This window comes from Serratia sp. MF1(2023) (assembly GCF_030954545.1).
GTDB lineage: Bacteria > Pseudomonadota > Gammaproteobacteria > Enterobacterales > Enterobacteriaceae > Serratia > Serratia sarumanii.
Window position 1 is genome coordinate 36,358 of sequence record NZ_JAVHUX010000039.1, and the last position, 15,794, is coordinate 52,151.

13 protein-coding genes are annotated in these 15,794 nt (G+C 63.6%); 7 read left to right on the forward strand and 6 right to left on the reverse strand.

The genetic code is table 11. From position 1 onward, the window contains the following. Positions 1-103: 103 nt before the first annotated feature. Together REA38_RS18685 and REA38_RS18690 are read right to left on the reverse strand one after the other, a co-directional pair. Positions 104-1,288 (reverse strand): anaerobic sulfatase maturase, encoded by a 1,185-nt coding sequence (locus tag REA38_RS18685; protein ID WP_102985492.1) that lies wholly within the window; start codon positions 1,286-1,288, stop codon positions 104-106. Next, on the reverse strand, positions 1,285-2,997 hold the full coding sequence (locus REA38_RS18690; RefSeq protein WP_308886413.1) for an arylsulfatase: 1,713 nt from the start codon (positions 2,995-2,997) through the stop codon (positions 1,285-1,287). Before REA38_RS18690 ends, REA38_RS18685 begins: the two co-directional genes overlap by 4 nt. A gap of 482 nt (positions 2,998-3,479) precedes the next feature. Here REA38_RS18690 and REA38_RS18695 point away from each other — a divergent pair, with 482 nt between their 5' ends. The 4 genes from REA38_RS18695 (at position 3,480) to REA38_RS18710 (ending at position 7,465) form a co-directional block, all read left to right on the forward strand. Further along, positions 3,480-4,127 carry a LuxR family transcriptional regulator gene (locus tag REA38_RS18695; RefSeq protein ID WP_033636963.1) on the forward strand — a complete coding sequence of 216 codons (648 nt, stop codon included), beginning with the start codon at positions 3,480-3,482 and terminating at the stop codon, positions 4,125-4,127. A gap of 140 nt (positions 4,128-4,267) precedes the next feature. Further along, a complete protein-coding gene (locus tag REA38_RS18700; RefSeq protein ID WP_308886414.1) occupies positions 4,268-5,455 on the forward strand; it encodes an MFS transporter in 1,188 nt (395 codons plus the stop codon). Further along, positions 5,452-6,564, forward strand: a complete 1,113-nt coding sequence (locus tag REA38_RS18705; RefSeq protein WP_063918098.1) for a class II histone deacetylase — start codon at positions 5,452-5,454, stop codon at positions 6,562-6,564. Before REA38_RS18700 ends, REA38_RS18705 begins: the two co-directional genes overlap by 4 nt. Positions 6,565-6,658: 94 nt before the next feature. After that, positions 6,659-7,465, forward strand: coding sequence for an alpha/beta hydrolase (locus tag REA38_RS18710; protein WP_308886415.1), 807 nt, complete (start codon positions 6,659-6,661; stop codon positions 7,463-7,465). Between the two features lie 39 nt (positions 7,466-7,504). Here the strand turns inward: REA38_RS18710 and REA38_RS18715 are convergent, their stop codons facing one another. The 3 genes from REA38_RS18715 to REA38_RS18725 all read right to left on the reverse strand — a co-directional run bounded on the left by REA38_RS18715 (position 7,505) and on the right by REA38_RS18725 (position 10,169). Next, positions 7,505-7,870 carry a cupin domain-containing protein gene (locus tag REA38_RS18715; RefSeq protein WP_019454941.1) on the reverse strand — a complete coding sequence of 122 codons (366 nt, stop codon included), beginning with the start codon at positions 7,868-7,870 and terminating at the stop codon, positions 7,505-7,507. A gap of 18 nt (positions 7,871-7,888) precedes the next feature. Beyond that, positions 7,889-9,190 (reverse strand): FAD-binding oxidoreductase, encoded by a 1,302-nt coding sequence (locus tag REA38_RS18720; protein WP_049194537.1) that lies wholly within the window; start codon positions 9,188-9,190, stop codon positions 7,889-7,891. Between the two features lie 220 nt (positions 9,191-9,410). After that, on the reverse strand, positions 9,411-10,169 hold the full coding sequence (locus REA38_RS18725; protein ID WP_043148191.1) for a helix-turn-helix transcriptional regulator: 759 nt from the start codon (positions 10,167-10,169) through the stop codon (positions 9,411-9,413). Positions 10,170-10,398: 229 nt separating this feature from the next. Between REA38_RS18725 and REA38_RS18730 the strand changes: the two genes are divergently transcribed. Beyond that, the gene (locus REA38_RS18730; RefSeq protein ID WP_308886416.1) at positions 10,399-11,526 is read left to right on the forward strand and encodes an iron-containing alcohol dehydrogenase; all 1,128 of its coding nucleotides are present in this window, start codon (positions 10,399-10,401) and stop codon (positions 11,524-11,526) included. Positions 11,527-11,785: 259 nt separating this feature from the next. Here REA38_RS18730 and REA38_RS18735 read toward each other — a convergent pair whose 3' ends face one another. Beyond that, positions 11,786-12,715: a LysR family transcriptional regulator gene (locus REA38_RS18735; RefSeq protein WP_033648549.1), complete on the reverse strand. Its 930-nt coding sequence runs from the start codon at positions 12,713-12,715 to the stop codon at positions 11,786-11,788. A gap of 135 nt (positions 12,716-12,850) precedes the next feature. Between REA38_RS18735 and REA38_RS18740 the strand changes: the two genes are divergently transcribed. Both REA38_RS18740 and REA38_RS18745 read left to right on the forward strand, forming a co-directional pair. Beyond that, a complete protein-coding gene (locus tag REA38_RS18740; protein ID WP_047729079.1) occupies positions 12,851-14,191 on the forward strand; it encodes an aspartate aminotransferase family protein in 1,341 nt (446 codons plus the stop codon). A 10-nt stretch (positions 14,192-14,201) separates the two neighbouring features. After that, positions 14,202-15,704: a CoA-acylating methylmalonate-semialdehyde dehydrogenase gene (locus REA38_RS18745; RefSeq protein ID WP_033636954.1), complete on the forward strand. Its 1,503-nt coding sequence runs from the start codon at positions 14,202-14,204 to the stop codon at positions 15,702-15,704. The last annotated feature ends 90 nt before the right edge of the window (positions 15,705-15,794 follow it).

A 15,794-nucleotide genomic window follows, 5' to 3' on the forward strand; every position in this document is an offset into this window, starting at 1 on the left:
TGATGCATGCAGGTGCTTGCAGGTTTTTCACCGCCAGCGGCGGTCATCTCACTATAGAGAGGAAAGGAAAATGCTGACTATCGTCCTTAAGGACGAGACGGTTTCAACCCGCGGCCGCGCTCACGGCGGCGCGCCACTGCATCGCTCCCTGCGGGCTGCGCGGGTAGGCACGCAGCGGCGCCAGCAGCGCGGAAAAGAAGGCGTAATAGCCGGCGCACAGCCGGTTGTAGCGATCTTCGCCCACATGCGCCGGGCAGCCGCCCTGGCAGACGCTTTTCACGCTGCAGCGTTGGCACTCGCGGCGCAGGCTCTTGTTTTTACCGAACGGCATCTCCGCCGCCCTTGCCGCCAGGGTGGCGAGCGGCGTGTGGCGATCGGCATGGCCGAGCAGGTGCTGCGCGTTGATCAGATGATCGCAGGCGTAAAGCCGCCCGTCCGGCTCCATCACCAGATTGCCGCCGCAGCGTTCGGCGTGTACGCAGCTGGGGCTGACGTGGGTGAAATACTGCGCGTAGACCTGCTCGATGTTCATTACGAAGACCTGGCCAACGTGCCCGCGGCTGCGCCAGCGGCGGTACACCGCCAGCATGAAGCGCCCCCAGTTGGCGGCGCTTAGCCCATAGCCGGCTGTGGGCGCATCCCCTTCCAGCATCAGCGGCTGAAACTGCAGATAGCGCGCCCCGATCGCCACCGCATGATCGTAGATCGCCTCGGCGCGATCCGCGACGCCGTCGTGCACCACCATCAGCAGGTTGAAATCGATCTGATGGCGCTGCAACAGCGCAATGCCGCGCAGCGCCGCGTCATAGCTGGCGCCGCCGCGCTTGTCCGGCCGGTGGGCGTCCTGCACCTCGCGGTCGCCGTCCAGGCTGACGCCGAGGATAAAGTGATGCTGCCGGAACAGCCGGCACCAGGCGTCGTTCAGCAGGGTACCGTTGGTCTGCAGGCTGTTGCTGATCCGCACGCCCGGCGGCGCATAGCGGCGTTGCAACGCCAGCGCCCGCTTGTAAAAACCGATCCCCGCCAGCAGCGGCTCACCGCCCTGCCAGACGAAGTTGATCTCGCGGCTGTAACGCGGCTGGGCGGCGATGTAGCCGCGGATAAATTCCGCCAGCAGGTCGTCGTCCATCTTGCGCGTCCGTTCTTCCTGGCGCTGCGGGTAGTAGCAGTAGCGGCAACCCAGGTTGCAGCCGGCGCCGATCGGCTTCACCAGCAAATGAAAAGGCGCCGCCGCGCGCGGTTCGCTCTCTACCGGGATCTGCTGCGCGCGCAGCTGGGCCAGGTTCATGGCGCCGCCTGCGGCAACGGTTTGTGGGTCAACGGATCCAGGCCGATGTAGTCGCCGGTGCTAGCGTCGACGCCGAGGTAGTCGATCGCTGCGCCTTTGGCTTCAATGACCATGCCCTGCTGCGCAAAGCGGCGATACGCCTCGCTCAGCCGTTTGACTCGCTCCGGGTTGGCGGCGGCCAGATCGCGCGTTTCCAGCGGATCGTCATGCAGGTTGAACAGCCCCCACGGCGCCATCTGCGCCGTCGGCCCGGCCTTCACCAACCGCCGCAGCTTCCAGACGCCGTCCACATAGGCGGCCTGGTTATGCAGCTCCACGCCGTAGGTCGCGCGCGGCACGCGGTCAGCCTCGCCGCTGAAATAGCGTTTGAAGCTGACGCCGACCATCGGCAGCGTCGGTTTGGCCTTCAGCGGTTTGTTGGCGTCGATGCCGGCATAGTCATACAGCGTCGGGGCGATGTCATACACCGCCATCGGCGTGCGGTCGATGCCGCCGCGCCCCTTCAGCCGCGGCGCGGAGATGATGAAATCGGTATTGATGCCGCCCTGCGCGCTGGTGGTTTTGTGGTAATTGGCGTACGGCGCGTTGCTGACGTTGGCCCAGTGCGGCCCGTAGGAGATGAACGAGCCCTTGCGGCCGAGGTTGGCGTAGCTGTTGTCGAACTGCCGCCAATACTCCGGCTTCGAGCCGTAGTAGAAGCCGCTGGCGGGGTTGGCGCCGTTGTCGGTGGCGAACACGATCACCGTATTTTGGTCGCGGCCGGTCTGCTTGAGGGTGTTCAGCACCGCGCCGACCTGATCGTCCATGTAAGCGATCATCGCCGCGTACACCTGCATGGTCTTGGCTTCATATTTTTGCTGCTCGGGCGTCAGCGCATTCCAGGCCTTATCCAGCGCCAGCGTCGGCATCGGCGTACGCTCGGAAATCAGCCCCATCGCTTTCAGGCGCTGAATGCGCTGCTGATAGGCCTGCTGGTAACCGGCATCGTATTTGCCGTCGAATTTGGCGATCCAGTCATCCGGCGCCTGCAATGGATCGTGCGGCGCGGTGAAGGCCAGATAGGCGAAGACGGGCTTATTTTGCGGCGTATCGCGGATCCACTGTTCCAGCTGATCGGCATAGGCCTTGCTGGAGTAGAAATCTTTGGGCAACGACACGCGTTTGCCGTTCAGGGTGTAGAAGGTGTGGAACGCCTCCACGGTGCCCAGCGGTTTCGCATCGTCGAAATGGCTGGTGCCGCCGCCCATAAAGGCGAAGGCGCGCTCGAAGCCGCGATCGGTCGGTTTGGCGCCGTCGACATAGCCCAGGTGCCATTTGCCCGCCATCATGGTGGCGTAACCCGCATCGCGAAAACGCTCCGGCAGCGTGGTCACGCGGTCGGTCAGGCGCATTTCATAGCCCGGCTGCGCGGCGGTGCTCTCATACCACCACATGCCGCCCATGCCGGCCTGCTGATTGGTATTGCCGGTCATCAGCATCGACCGCGCCGGCGCCGACATCGGCGAGGTGTAGTACTGGCTCATGCGCACGCCCCGTTCGGCCAACGCCTGCAGGTTGGGCGTCGGTATCTCGCCGCCGAACGGGCTGATGTCGGAGTAGCCCATGTCGTCCACCAGAATGATCAGCACATTGGGGCGATCGGCGTCCGCCCCCTGCGCCAGGCCCGATAAGGCGCCGCTCAACGCCACCGCCAACGTTTTTTTCTGCATCGTTCGTTCCCCGTATGGTCATGCGGACTGAACAACCCGACGCCTCAGCCCGAGAAAGGTCATCATTTTTTCGTCTTATACGTTTGGCGCCGCCTGGCGCTATCTTCAATTCGCAGTGTAGGAAGCGGCGGAAAAGCCTGGCTATCGTTCTTAAGAACGAGGGATGACGGCGACGGCGACGGCTGTAGCACGCGCAGGGCGGCGAGGGCTTCGTCCGGGCAAACATTGAAAAGCGCTGTAAATTCAGCGGGAAAAGCGGTGAATTATTTCATTAACCTATTAATGAAAATCGCGATAAATCCGAACCGAAAAGCCCTGATTAACGCAGTGTCATCTTGTTATTTATGTGTTTTATTGCAATCGGCCTCACGTTGTTAATATGTTTTTATTGTGTTGCCAAATTGCTACAACTATGCTTGTATCGTTCATATATTGACCGCCAACCTTCTCCAGATTGAACGATAAAGGGAGGAACACGAATCATGCACAGCACAGCATCCGATGCCTTTATCAACAGTTGTTTGGCGACCATTACGCACCTGATCCCGGTGTCCGCCGGGGTGTTTTATCTGGTCGATCGAGACCTGCGGCCGGATCACTACATCCTGTATGGCATGCCCGATAAAACGCATCAGCAGTATCTGAACCACTTCCAACAGATAGACCCGCTGCAACCGGCCAATTTCCATCGCCAGGACATCACCATGGTCGGCATGAGCCCGGCGGCGATCGCCGGCAACCGCCGCTATTACCACGACTTTATGCTGCCGAACGACATGCGCGACATGACGGAGATCTTCATCCGCCAGCGCAAGCGCATCGTCGCCGGGGTATCGCTGATCCGCGATACGCCGTTTACCGAAGTGGAGCGCGGCCGCCTGCGCGCGGTGCTGCCGCTGATCGAGCTGGCGACGCGCGATCTGCTGCCCGACGGCGAGGCGCAGATGCTGACCGCCAAAGAGCAAGAGATCGTCAACCTGGTGCGCGAAGGCGCCAGCAATAAGCGCATCGCCCTGAAGCTGGGCATTTCGCTGTCCACGGTGAAAACCCATATGCGCAATATATTCGCCAAAACCGACGTGGTGAACCGCACCGAGCTGGTCGCCGGCGGCTTTCTCGCCCACGGTTAACGCCCGATAACGGCCGCCGCTGCCGACGGCCGGAAAATAACGCCAAAACGTATTCGCCATTTATGGCGCGGCCTCCCCCTGCCCGCAATCGGGCCGGGCGGGATATTTCATCGTCACTTAACGCTTGGGGAATAAGGTTTATGTCCAGTGATTCGGTTTCCGCGCCCGCCGTCGGCGCGGCGCTCCCCTGCCCGCCGCGGCTGCTGACCGCCATTATCGTCTTCGCCGCCATCGCGCCGGGCATTCTGATGACCGCCCCCGCCGTGGCCGCCCAGCTCGCCGCGCAGTGGCAGCTCGGCCCGGCGCAGATCGGCCACCTGTTCTCCACCGAACTCGGCGCCATGAGCCTGGCCACGCTGCCGGCGTGGTGGTGGATCGGGCGCATCAACTGGCGGCGGGTCGCTACGCTGTCGGCGCTGGTGTTTATCGCCGGCAACCTGGCTTCGGCGCTGGCGCAGGATTTTACCCTGCTGCTGCCGCTGCGCTTTATCGCCTCGCTGGCGGGCGGCACCCTGATGATCCTGTGCATCACCTGCGCCGCCGGCACCGCCAATCCCAGCCGGGTCTATGCCTTCTGGGTGCTCGGCCAACTGGTGCTGGGCGCGGTCGGGCTGCTGGTGCTGCCGCCGCTGTTCGCGCACTTCGGCCTGATGGCGGTCTACCTGATTCTGGCGGCCATCATGCTGTGCTGCCTGCCGCTCATCCCGGCGTTCCCCAACGGTTTCACCGCTGCCCGCGCCGCCCGCAGCGGCCCCGCCGCCTCGCTGGCGCGCAAGCTGTGCGCCGTGCTGGCGGTGCTGACCTTTTACATCAGCCTGAGCGCGGTCTGGACCTTTATCGGCAGCATCGCCGCCGGCGCCGGGCTGTCGCCGGCCCACAGCGGCCAGGTGCTGGCCGTCGCCACCTTGCTCGGCATCGTCGGCGCGGGGGCCGCGGCGCTGATCGGCGCGCGCTTCGGCGGCGGACGCCCGATCGTGCTGGGGTACGCCCTGCTGCTGGCCAGCGTGGCGCTGCTGACGAGCCAGCCCCTGCTGCTGCGCTTCGCCCTGGCGGCCCTGCTGTTCAAGTTCACCTGGACCTTCGTGCTGCCGTTCATTCTGGCGCGCGTCGCCGGGTTGGATAACGACGGCAAGCTGATGAACGGCATCAACCTGGTGATCGGCGGCGGCATGGCCATCGGCCCGACGCTGGCCGGCTCTCTGATCGAATATTCCGGCGGTTTCAACGCCTTGCTGTTCGGCGCGCTGGGCTGCGCGCTGCTGTCGCTGCTGTTGATTTCGCTGGCTTCGCCGCGCGCATCGCGCCGTATAACAGGAGGAGAAAGGTGAAAAGAACAACCGGTTTCTTGTTTGATGAACGCTGTTTCTGGCACAGCACCGGTCTGCACGCCACCACCCTGCCGGTCGGCGGCTGGGTACAACCGCCCTCGGGCGCCGGCCACGCCGAGTCGCCGGAAACCAAACGGCGCATGAAGAACCTGATGGACGTGTCCGGCCTGTCGCGCCAGCTCACCCTGCTGAGCGCCGAACCGGCGACGGAAGAAGACCTGCTGCGCATTCACCCCGCCCACTACCTGCAGCGTTTCAAACAGGTGAGCGACAGCGGCGGCGGCCTGCTGGGAGAGGAAGCGCCGCTGGGGCCGGGCAGCTATGAGATCGCCAAACTCTCCGCCGGGCTGGCCTGCGCGGCGGTGGAGGCGGTGCTGCAGGGCGAGCTGGATAACGCCTATGCGCTGTCGCGCCCGCCGGGCCACCACTGCCTGCCGGATCAATCGATGGGTTTCTGCTTCCTGGCCAATATTCCGATCGCCATCGAGCGCGCCAAGGCCCGCTACGGCCTCGGCAAGGTAGCGGTGCTAGACTGGGACGTGCACCACGGCAACGGCACCCAGCACATCTATTGGCAGCGCGGCGACGTGCTGACGCTGTCGCTGCATCAGGACGGCTGCTTCCCGGCGGGCTATTCCGGCGAACGGGATCGCGGCGAAGGCGCCGGGGCGGGCTGCAACGTTAATGTGCCGATGCTGGCCGGCGCCGGCGACGACGGCTACCTGCACGCCATGCGGCGCATCGTCATCCCGGCGCTGGAAAAATTCGAGCCGGAGCTGATCATCGTCGCCTGCGGTTACGACGCCAACGCCCTCGATCCGCTGGCGCGCATGCAGCTGCACAGCGACAGCTTCCGCGCCATGACCGCGCTGGTGCAGGACGCCGCCGACCGGCTGTGCGGCGGTAAACTGGTGATGGTGCACGAAGGCGGCTACGCCGAATCCTACGTGCCGTTCTGCGGGCTGGCGGTAATGGAACAGCTGAGCGGCGTGCGCACTGAAGTGCAGGATCCGTTGCTGGCGTTCATCCAGCAACAGCAGCCGCGCGACGCCTTTAATCGCTTCCAGCGCGAAGCGCTCGACGAACTGGCGCGCCAGTTCGGCCTGTAATCCCCTCTCTGCGGGCGCCGCACCCGGCGCCCCTGACAACTTCGTCGCCAGCCGCTACGCTGAAGGGCAACCCTACCACCATGAGAACAATAAGATGCCCGAACAAACCGTCAGCTTTATCAAAGGCCGTCACGGCGACATCGCCGTGCATGATTGGGGAAATGACCAGCCGCGCTATCTGGCGCTGCTGGTGCACGGCTACGGCGAGCATCTCGGCCGTTACCAATACGTGGCGCGCACGCTACAGGCGCAGGGCGCGCGGGTGTTTGGCCCCGACCATCTCGGCCACGGCCTGTCGCAGGGCGAACGCGTGCTGATCGAGGATTATGACGCCGTGGTCGACGACGTGCAGCGCGTGGTCAGCCATTTCCGGCAGCAATACCCCACCTTGCCGCTGGTGGTGATCGGCCACTCGATGGGCGGTATGATCGCTACCCGCTACGTGCAGCGCTATGGCGAGGAGGTGCGCGCGCTGGTGCTGTCCGGCCCGCTGCTTGGCGACAGAACGGCGATCTCCGATCTGGCCGAACTGCCGACGATCCCCGACGCGCCGCTGGATACCGCTACCCTGGCGCGCGATCCGGCGGTTGGCGCGGCGTATCAGGAAGATCCGCTGGTGTGGCACGGGCCGTTCAAGCGCCCCACCCTGCGCGCCATGCAGCGGATCCTCGCCGCCATCAACGCCGGGCCGGGCTTCGGCGCGCTGCCCACGCTGTGGATCCACGGCGACGACGATCGGCTGGTGCTGATGAGCGAAACGCAAACCGCGCTCGATCGTCTGCGCGGCGACGATTTCGAACGGATGATCAATGGGGGCGGGCGGCACGAGAGCTTTAACGAAACCAATAAGGATCGGATCCTCAAGCGGGTGACCGATTTTATTGCGCGGGCGTTAGGCTAAGGCGCTCCCCCTCAGCGGGCCGAGGGGGGCATGACGGCGTCAGCCCTCGACGATGGCGAGGTAGTGTTTGACGAAGCGATCCGAGGTGATGTCCCAGCGCACCGGGGTGCCTTTCTCAACGAACCAGGAATCGCCGGCCTGATACTGCACCGATTCGCCGGTGCGTTCGTTGGTCAGGGTCGCGCTGCCTTCCCACACCGTGGCGTGCTCGGCGAACGGATACTCCATCACGAAGCTGCCGCGGGTGCAGCTGAACACGCCGCAGTTCAGGTTGTCGGTCGGCTCGCCGAAGATGCTGGCCACGCCGACGGTCGGCGTGCCGGCGATCACCGTGGCGCCCAGGTTGCTGACGCTGCCGATCTCCAGCAGTTCCGGCAGTGGTTGTTTAAGCAGTAACGGTTTCATGTCATTCTCCTCTGAGGGTTAACGGCGGCCTTTCCAGTAGCCGGATGTCTGGTGCCAAACCTTACCGGCGGTGGTCATCACCCGCCGCAGCTTGTCCTTGCCGAAGATGTTGACGTGCGGGATCGAGCTCATCAGATCGTAGCGATCGGATCCTTCGCTCATGCCTTCCGCCAGCACCTTGCACACGATGTGGCTCGGCGTCACGCCAAAGCCGGAGTAGCCCTGCACGTAAAACACGTTGTCGCGATCCGGCAGCGTGCCGATCTGCGGGAACAGGTTGGCGCTGCAGCACAGCGGGCCGCCCCAGGCCAGATCGATCTTCACGTCTTTCAGGTACGGGAACACTTTCAGCATCAGGTTGCGGTTCCAGGCCTTGAGATCCGACGGGAAGTATTCGATCAGGCGGGTGGCGCTGCCGAACAGCAGCCGGTTTTCGTTGGTCACCCGGTAATAGTCGATCACCGGGCGGATATCGCTGTAGGCGCCGCGGATCGGGCTGATCTGGCGGATCAGATCGTCAGACAGCGGCTCGGTGGCCAGCTGGAAGGCGTAGGTATTGATGGTCTTGCGATAAATCTGCGGCTCCATGCCGTTGAGGAAGCCGTTGCAGGCCCACAGCATCTTGTTGGCGCGCACCGAGCCCATGGCGGTGCGCACCGTGATGCGCGGCCCGTACTCCACGTTGAGCACGCTGCTGTTCTCGAAGATTTTCACCCCGTAGCCGCTCAGCGCCTTGGCTTCGCCCAGCAGCAGGTTGAGCGAATGCACGTGGCCGCCGCCCATGTGTTTCAGCGCGCAGCTGTAAGCGTCGGAGCCCACCACCTGCTTCACCTCCGCCCCGGTATAGAGCTCAATTTCCTCCTGCGGCGCTACCGCCCTGAACTCCTTCAGCCAGCCGCGCAGGGTCTTCTCCTGGCGCGCGTTGCTGCCGAGGTAGCCGTAGCCGAAGCAGAAGTCGGCGTCGATGTCATATTTCTTGATGCGCTCGCGGATGATGCCGGCGCCGAGGTTGCTGATTTTGAAGATGGTTTCCAGCCCGGCCGGGCCAACGTGGCGCTTGATCTTCTCCAGATCGTGGCCGATGCCGGCCATCACCTGGCCACCGTTGCGCCCGGTGCCGCCGTAACCCAGATAGCGGCCTTCGAGAATGGCGATGTTGGTGATGCCCTTCTCCGCCAGCTCCAGCGCAGTGTTGATGCCGGAGAAGCCGCCGCCGATGATCACCACGTCGACGTCCAGATCCTCTTCCAGCGTCGGGAAGCGCAGATCGTATTTTTTGGTCGCCGCGTAGTAGGTTAAGGACTCGATTTCGTTGTTCACTGCCGCACTCCCGATTGCCTATGCCATGACATCGGATTATCGGGAGCCGTGGGATCGTCCGCTATATCCCCTTAGGGACATTCGTCCCCTTCATCTTTCAAACTACAGCGTTGTTGGCTGCTGACGTTCACCCCAGTCACTTACCTAAGTAAGCTCCTGGGGACGCTCGTCCTGGCCGCCTAGCTGTAGCTTGAAAGCTATAGGGGATAGATCGATACATTCACGCGCTGCGGCGCTGCGGGGCGGTCAGCAACAGGCTGAACAGTTCGGCCTGCGAGCCGATGTTCAGCTTGCCGTAGATGTTCTTGCGGTGATTTTTTACCGTGCCGAGGCTGATGAACAGCCGGTCGGCAATCTGCTGCGAACCGCAGCCGGCGAGGATCAGATCGACAATCTCGCGCTCGCGCGGCGTCAGCAGATAGCGCGCCTGCGCGCCATCGTCGTTCCCCGTGTCGGCCTCGGCCGGCGCCGCCACCACTTCGCCGTGCAGCCGCGCCACGCTTTTCACCAGCGTCAGCGCGCTGCGCAGATCCGCCCGCTGCGGGTAGCGCACCGCCACCGTGCGGCGCGCCGAGCCGAAGAACACCCCCAGCCCGCGCTCCGGCGTCAGCTGCAGCAGCACGCCGGCCTCGTCGTGCCAGCCGGTCTTGCGATAAAAATTACGGTAATAGTCGCTGTGATAAAACCCGCAGGGCGCCAGCTGGCGCAGCGTGAGCACCTCGCCTGCGCCGCCGTCGTTCAGCGCACGGTAAAACGGATCCTGCAGGTAGGCGCCCTGTTGGTAGAGCTGGTTGACCGCATCGCTGTTTTCCCGCTCGGTTTTGATCAGGCAGCGCGGCGGCCGGCCGCGTTCGAAGGCATAAACGATGGCGTTGTCGAAGGCGAAAAACCCTTCCAGCCAATTCAACAGGCTGGGATAAAAGCGCGGGCTGGCCACCGCATCGATCACCGCAGACAAGCGTTCAACCTGAATATCCATACCCGCCTCGCCATTATTAATACATTAACAATCTACCGATTTCGGATGGGGTTGGCCGCATGACGGCCGGTACTGTTAAAAAAAGCATCAGGCGCGCCGAAATGCAAGAACGCGATCGTTTACATGTTAAACAACTCACAAGTTGCCGCAGCGGGGAAAGCGGTGGCCGCTCTGCGCCCGCTGGCTTATGCTGTGGCATCGCGCCCTGCAACGCCGTCAAGGAGATCTCATGTCCGTCAGCCACATCATCGCCAACCGCCAGACCTGGTTCGGCCACGGCAGCATCCGGCAACTGCCGCCGCTGCTGCTTGCCGATCCGCAGCCAACGCTGCTGTTCAGCTGCCGATCTTTTCTCAACGGCCCGGTGTACGCCGGCCTGCGCGAATCGCTGGCGCCACTGTTCATCGGCACCGAGATCGTCAGCCACGAGGCGTCACCGCAGGAAATTGACGCCTGGGTGGCGCGCTGGCGCGGCCAGGCGCGGCACGTGGTGGCCATCGGCGGCGGCAGCGTGCTGGACGCCGCCAAGGCGTTCTCCGCGCTGGTGGAGCATCCGCTGCCGACGCTGCGCTATATGGAAAAGGTGGGCGACAGCAAAATCAGCGGCGCCACCCTGCCGCTGATCGCCATTCCCACCACCGCCGGCACCGGCAGCGAGGTGACGCAGAACGCGGTGATCACCGACACTCAGGTCAGCAAAGTGAAGGCCTCGCTGCGCCACAATAACTTCGTGCCGCACACCGCCATTCTCGATCCGCAGCTGCTGGCGGGCGCGCCGGACAAGGTGCTGGCCTACTGCGCCATCGACGCCTTCACCCACCTGTTCGAGGCCTATCTGTCGAAAACCGCCGGCGCCATGACGCGCGACATGTCGCTGAGCGGCATCCGCCACTTCCTTGCGGCCTGGCCGGCGCTCAACCGCAGCGATGCGGCGCGCGAAGCGATTATGCAGGCTTCCTACCTCGGGGGGCTGACGCTGAGCGCCGCCGGGCTGGGGGTGATCCACGGCATCGCCGGCGAGATCGGCGCGCTGCGCGACTACCACCACGGCCAGGTCTGCGGCCGTCTGCTGCTGCCGTTCCTCGCCCTGCTGGAAAGCAGCGAACAGCCGCAGCAACGCGCGCTGATGGTCGAACTGGCCGCGCGCCTGTACCCGCACTGGCAGGGCAGCCCGGAGAGCTACCTGACCGATTTCATCACCCGCCACGCCATCGCGCCGTTCTGGCAGGACGATTTGCCGATTTCCGGCCAGGAACTGGCGGTGGCGCTGGACAAATCCAACAGCAAGAATTCCTGGATCGACTATACGCCGGCGCAGCGGCAACGGATGATCGAAGAGGCATTTCGCGTCGAATGACTATTTCTACCCTAAATAGTTGGAGCTGCATCCCGGCGGCAAGAGGCGGCTCGCCAGGAGCTTACTCAAGTCAGTGACTGGCGTACGCACTCGCAGCCAACACAGATGCAGTTTCAAGTATGACGGGTATAATCAGATCAACGCACTAGCAGGAGTTAAGGAAATGGGCATCATCGGCTGGATCTTCGCCGGCATCGCGGTCGGCATCCTGGTCGGCGCGCTGATCAAAATCTTCGGCAAGAAGAAAGAGCAGTAAGCGTCACGCTGTTCCGTGGGCCGCCAGCAGGCACTCATGGAACAGCTTCACCACCCGCTGCGGCACCGGCGAGCGGCGCAGCACGCTGGAGTATTCGCAGTGATAGCGGAACAGCGCCGGTTTGATCGCCCGCATCAGGTTCTGCGCCACGAAAAACGCCGCGTAGTGATCCGGCAAAAAGCCGACGTATTTGCCGGAGAGGATCAGCGTGGCGATCGACTCCTGCGCGAACCCCGTCGCCTTGCGATGCAAATGTTGCTGCAGGCTCAGTTCCATATTCGGCGAATGGTAGCCTAATCCCGCGAAGGCATAATTGTGCAGCAGATCCCAATTTAATGTTTCATGGGGGGCGGAAAATAATTCATGCTGCGCGCCGCAATATAAGAACATCCTCTCACTGAATAACGAATGATAAGATAAACTTTCCGCGCTGCGGTGCATGGGAATAACGCCAACCTGAAATTGCCCGTCAATTACGCCGCGTTCAATGGTATTAATCGGCTCCACGTACATTTGCAAAGAAACCTCCGGCGCGCGCTCGCTGAATAACGCGATGGCTCGGCCGATCTGCGCCTGCGGATTGCTGACCGTATGGTCGAATATCGCCACGTGCAGCTGCCCGCCCAGGCGCTGGTGTACCTCGTCCACCCCGCGCCGGAACGCCTCGGTGGCCGCCAGCAGGTTGACCGTTTCCTGGTAGATCAACAGCCCCTCGTCGGTGACCGCAAAGCCCTCGCGCCCGCGCTGGCACAGCGTCAGGCCCAGCCGCTGCTCCAGATCCTTGATGTGTTTGCTGATGGTCGACAGGCTGATGTTCAGCTCCAGCTCGGCGGCGCTCATGCCGCCGCAGTCGACCACGGCCTTGAATACCCGCAGCAAACGCAGATCCATATCCGACAATTGCCCTAACAGCGCGCGCTTTTTTACTTGCATAAAACCTTAAGTAAGTTTCGACATATGATTATTCACAGTAGAGAACAAGCGGTACATAGTCAATTTCGCACAACAATTCGTTAACAACTCGGTTTATTTCATTAATCGCTCTTATTTTCCTGTTCGGAGGAAAACATGGCCGCTGAAAATCACCCGCTAAATAGTCTCGATGCCGAAGGGTTAGAGGCCCATTGGATGCCTTTTACCGGCAACCGTAATTTTAAAGCGCAGCCGCGCATCATTACTCAAGCCGCGGGGGCGTATTACACCAGCCATGACGGCAGAAAGATTTTCGACGGCCTGTCCGGATTATGGTGCTGCGGATTGGGGCACGGCCGGCAGGAAATCACCGATGCCGCCCAGCGCCAGCTGGCGACGCTGGATTACTCGCCGGCGTTTCAGTTCGGCCACCCGCTGTCGTTCGAACTGGCCAACAAGATCAAGGCACTGACGCCGGCAGGGCTGGATTACGTGTTCTTCACCGGCTCCGGCTCGGAAGCGGCGGACACCTCGCTGAAAATGGCGCGCGCGTACTGGCGCGCCAAAGGCCAGGCGGGCAAAACCTGCTTTATCGGCCGGGAAAAGGGCTATCACGGCGTTAACTTCGGCGGCATCTCGGTCGGCGGCATCGCCGGCAACCGCAAAACGTTCGGCGCCGGCGCCGAGGCGGACCACCTGCCGCACACCCTGCTGGCCGGCAACGCCTTTTCGCGCGGCATGCCGCAACAGGGGGCGGAGCTGGCGGAAGAGCTCAACCGCATCATCGCGCTGCGCGACGCCTCAACGATCGCCGCGGTGATCGTCGAACCCTTCTCCGGCTCCGCCGGGGTGATCGTGCCGCCGGTCGGCTACCTGCAGCGCCTGCGCGAAATCTGTACCCAGCATGACATCCTGCTGATCTTCGACGAAGTGATCACCGCCTTCGGCCGCTGCGGCGCGATGACCGGCGCCGAGGCGTTCGGCGTCACGCCGGACATCATGAACATCGCCAAACAGGTGACCAACGGCGCGCAACCGATGGGCGCAGTGGTGGTGCGGCCGGAGATTTACCACACCTTCATGAACGGCGGCGAGCCGGACTACCAGCTCGAATTCCCACACGGCTACACCTACTCCGCCCACCCGGTCAGCTGCGCGGTCGCGCTGGCGACGCTGGACATCCTGCAGCGCGAACAGATGGTGGAGCGCGTACAGGCGCTGGCGCCCTATTTCGAGCGCGCGGTGCACAGCCTGCAGGGAGCCAAACACGTCGCCGACATTCGCAACATCGGCCTGGCGGCCGGCATTACGCTGGCGGCACGGCCCGGCGAACCGGCGCGGCGCCCCTTCGAGGCGGCGATGCGCTGCTGGGAAAGCGGATTTTACGTGCGCTACGGCGGCGACACCCTGCAGCTGGCGCCGCCGTTCATCAGCAGCGAAGCGCAGATCGATGCGCTGATCAACGCCGTGGGCGATGCCCTCAACGCCACCGAATAAGGAGAGAGCCATGACCATTACCCATTGGATCAACGGCGAGCCCGCCGCCGGCGGCGAACGCAGCCAGCCGGTTTACGACCCGGCCACCGGCCAGTCTGCGCAGGAGGTGCAGCTGGCCGACCGCGCCACGGTGGAGCGCGCCATCGCCGCCGCCGAACAGGCCTATCCCGCCTGGCGCGACACCCCGCCGCTGAAGCGCGCGCGCATCATGATGAAGCTCAAGGATCTGCTGGAGCAGCACGCCGATGCCATCTGCCAACTGATCACCGCCGAGCACGGCAAGGTGCTCAGCGATGCCCTAGGCGAACTGCAGCGCGGCATCGAGAATATCGAATACGCCGGCTATGTGCCGGAACTGCTGAAGGGCGAACACAGCAAAGAGGCCGGCCCGGGCATCGACAGCTGGAGCGAGTTTCAACCGCTGGGGGTGGTGGCGGGCATCACGCCGTTCAACTTCCCGGCGATGGTGCCGCTGTGGATGTGGCCGATGGCGGTGGCGTGCGGCAACACTTTCGTGCTGAAGCCTTCCGAGCGCGTGCCTTCTGCCGCGCTGTATATCGCGAGGCTGGCGACGGAGGCCGGGCTGCCGCCGGGGGTGCTCAACGTGGTCAACGGCGATCGCGAAGCGGTGGAGACGCTGCTGCATGACGGGCGCGTGAAGGCGATCAGTTTCGTCGGTTCGACGCCGGTGGCGGAGCACATCTATCACACCGGCTGCGCGCAGAACAAACGGGTGCAGGCGCTGGGCGGCGCCAAGAACCACGCGGTGGTGCTGCCGGACGCCGATATCCCTGGTGCGGTCGGTGCGCTGATGGGCGCGGCCTTCGGCTCCTGCGGCCAGCGCTGCATGGCCATCCCGCTGGTGGTGGCGGTGGGCGACGGCACCGCCGAAGCGCTGATCGCCGGGCTGCGGCAACAGATGGCCGCCATGCGCGTCGGCCCCGGCAGCGACAACCGCAACGACATGGGGCCGCTGGTGACCCAACAGCATTATCAGAAGGTGAAAGGCTATATCGATCAGGGCGTGGCCGAAGGCGCCGAGCTGCTGGTGGACGGCCGCGAACTGAGCGTGACCGGCGCGGACGGCCGCCCCAGCCAGGGCTATTTCCTCGGCCCGACGCTGTTCGATCGCGTGACGCCCGGCATGCGCATCTATCAGGAGGAGATCTTCGGCCCGGTGCTCGGCGTGGTGCGCGCGGCGTCGCTGCCGGAGGCGATGGCCTTGATCGACGCCCACGAATACGGCAACGGCACCTGTCTGTTCACCCGCGACGGCGAGGCGGCGCGCTACTTCTCCAGCCGCATTCAGGTCGGCATGGTGGGGATCAACGTGGCGCTGCCGGTGCCGGTGGCCTACCACTCGTTCGGCGGCTGGAAGCGCTCGCTGTTCGGCGATCTGCACGCCTACGGCCCGGACGCCGTCAGGTTCTACACCAAACGCAAGACCGTGACCCAGCGCTGGCCGGCCTCCGGCGATGCCCGGCGCGCCAGCTTCAGCTTCCCATCGGGATAAAAATAACAAACTTATCCCCAACGAATTTCAAGTTGCAGCCAGGCGGCAAAGTCATTCGTCTCCAGGAGCTTACTTAAGTAAGTGACTGGT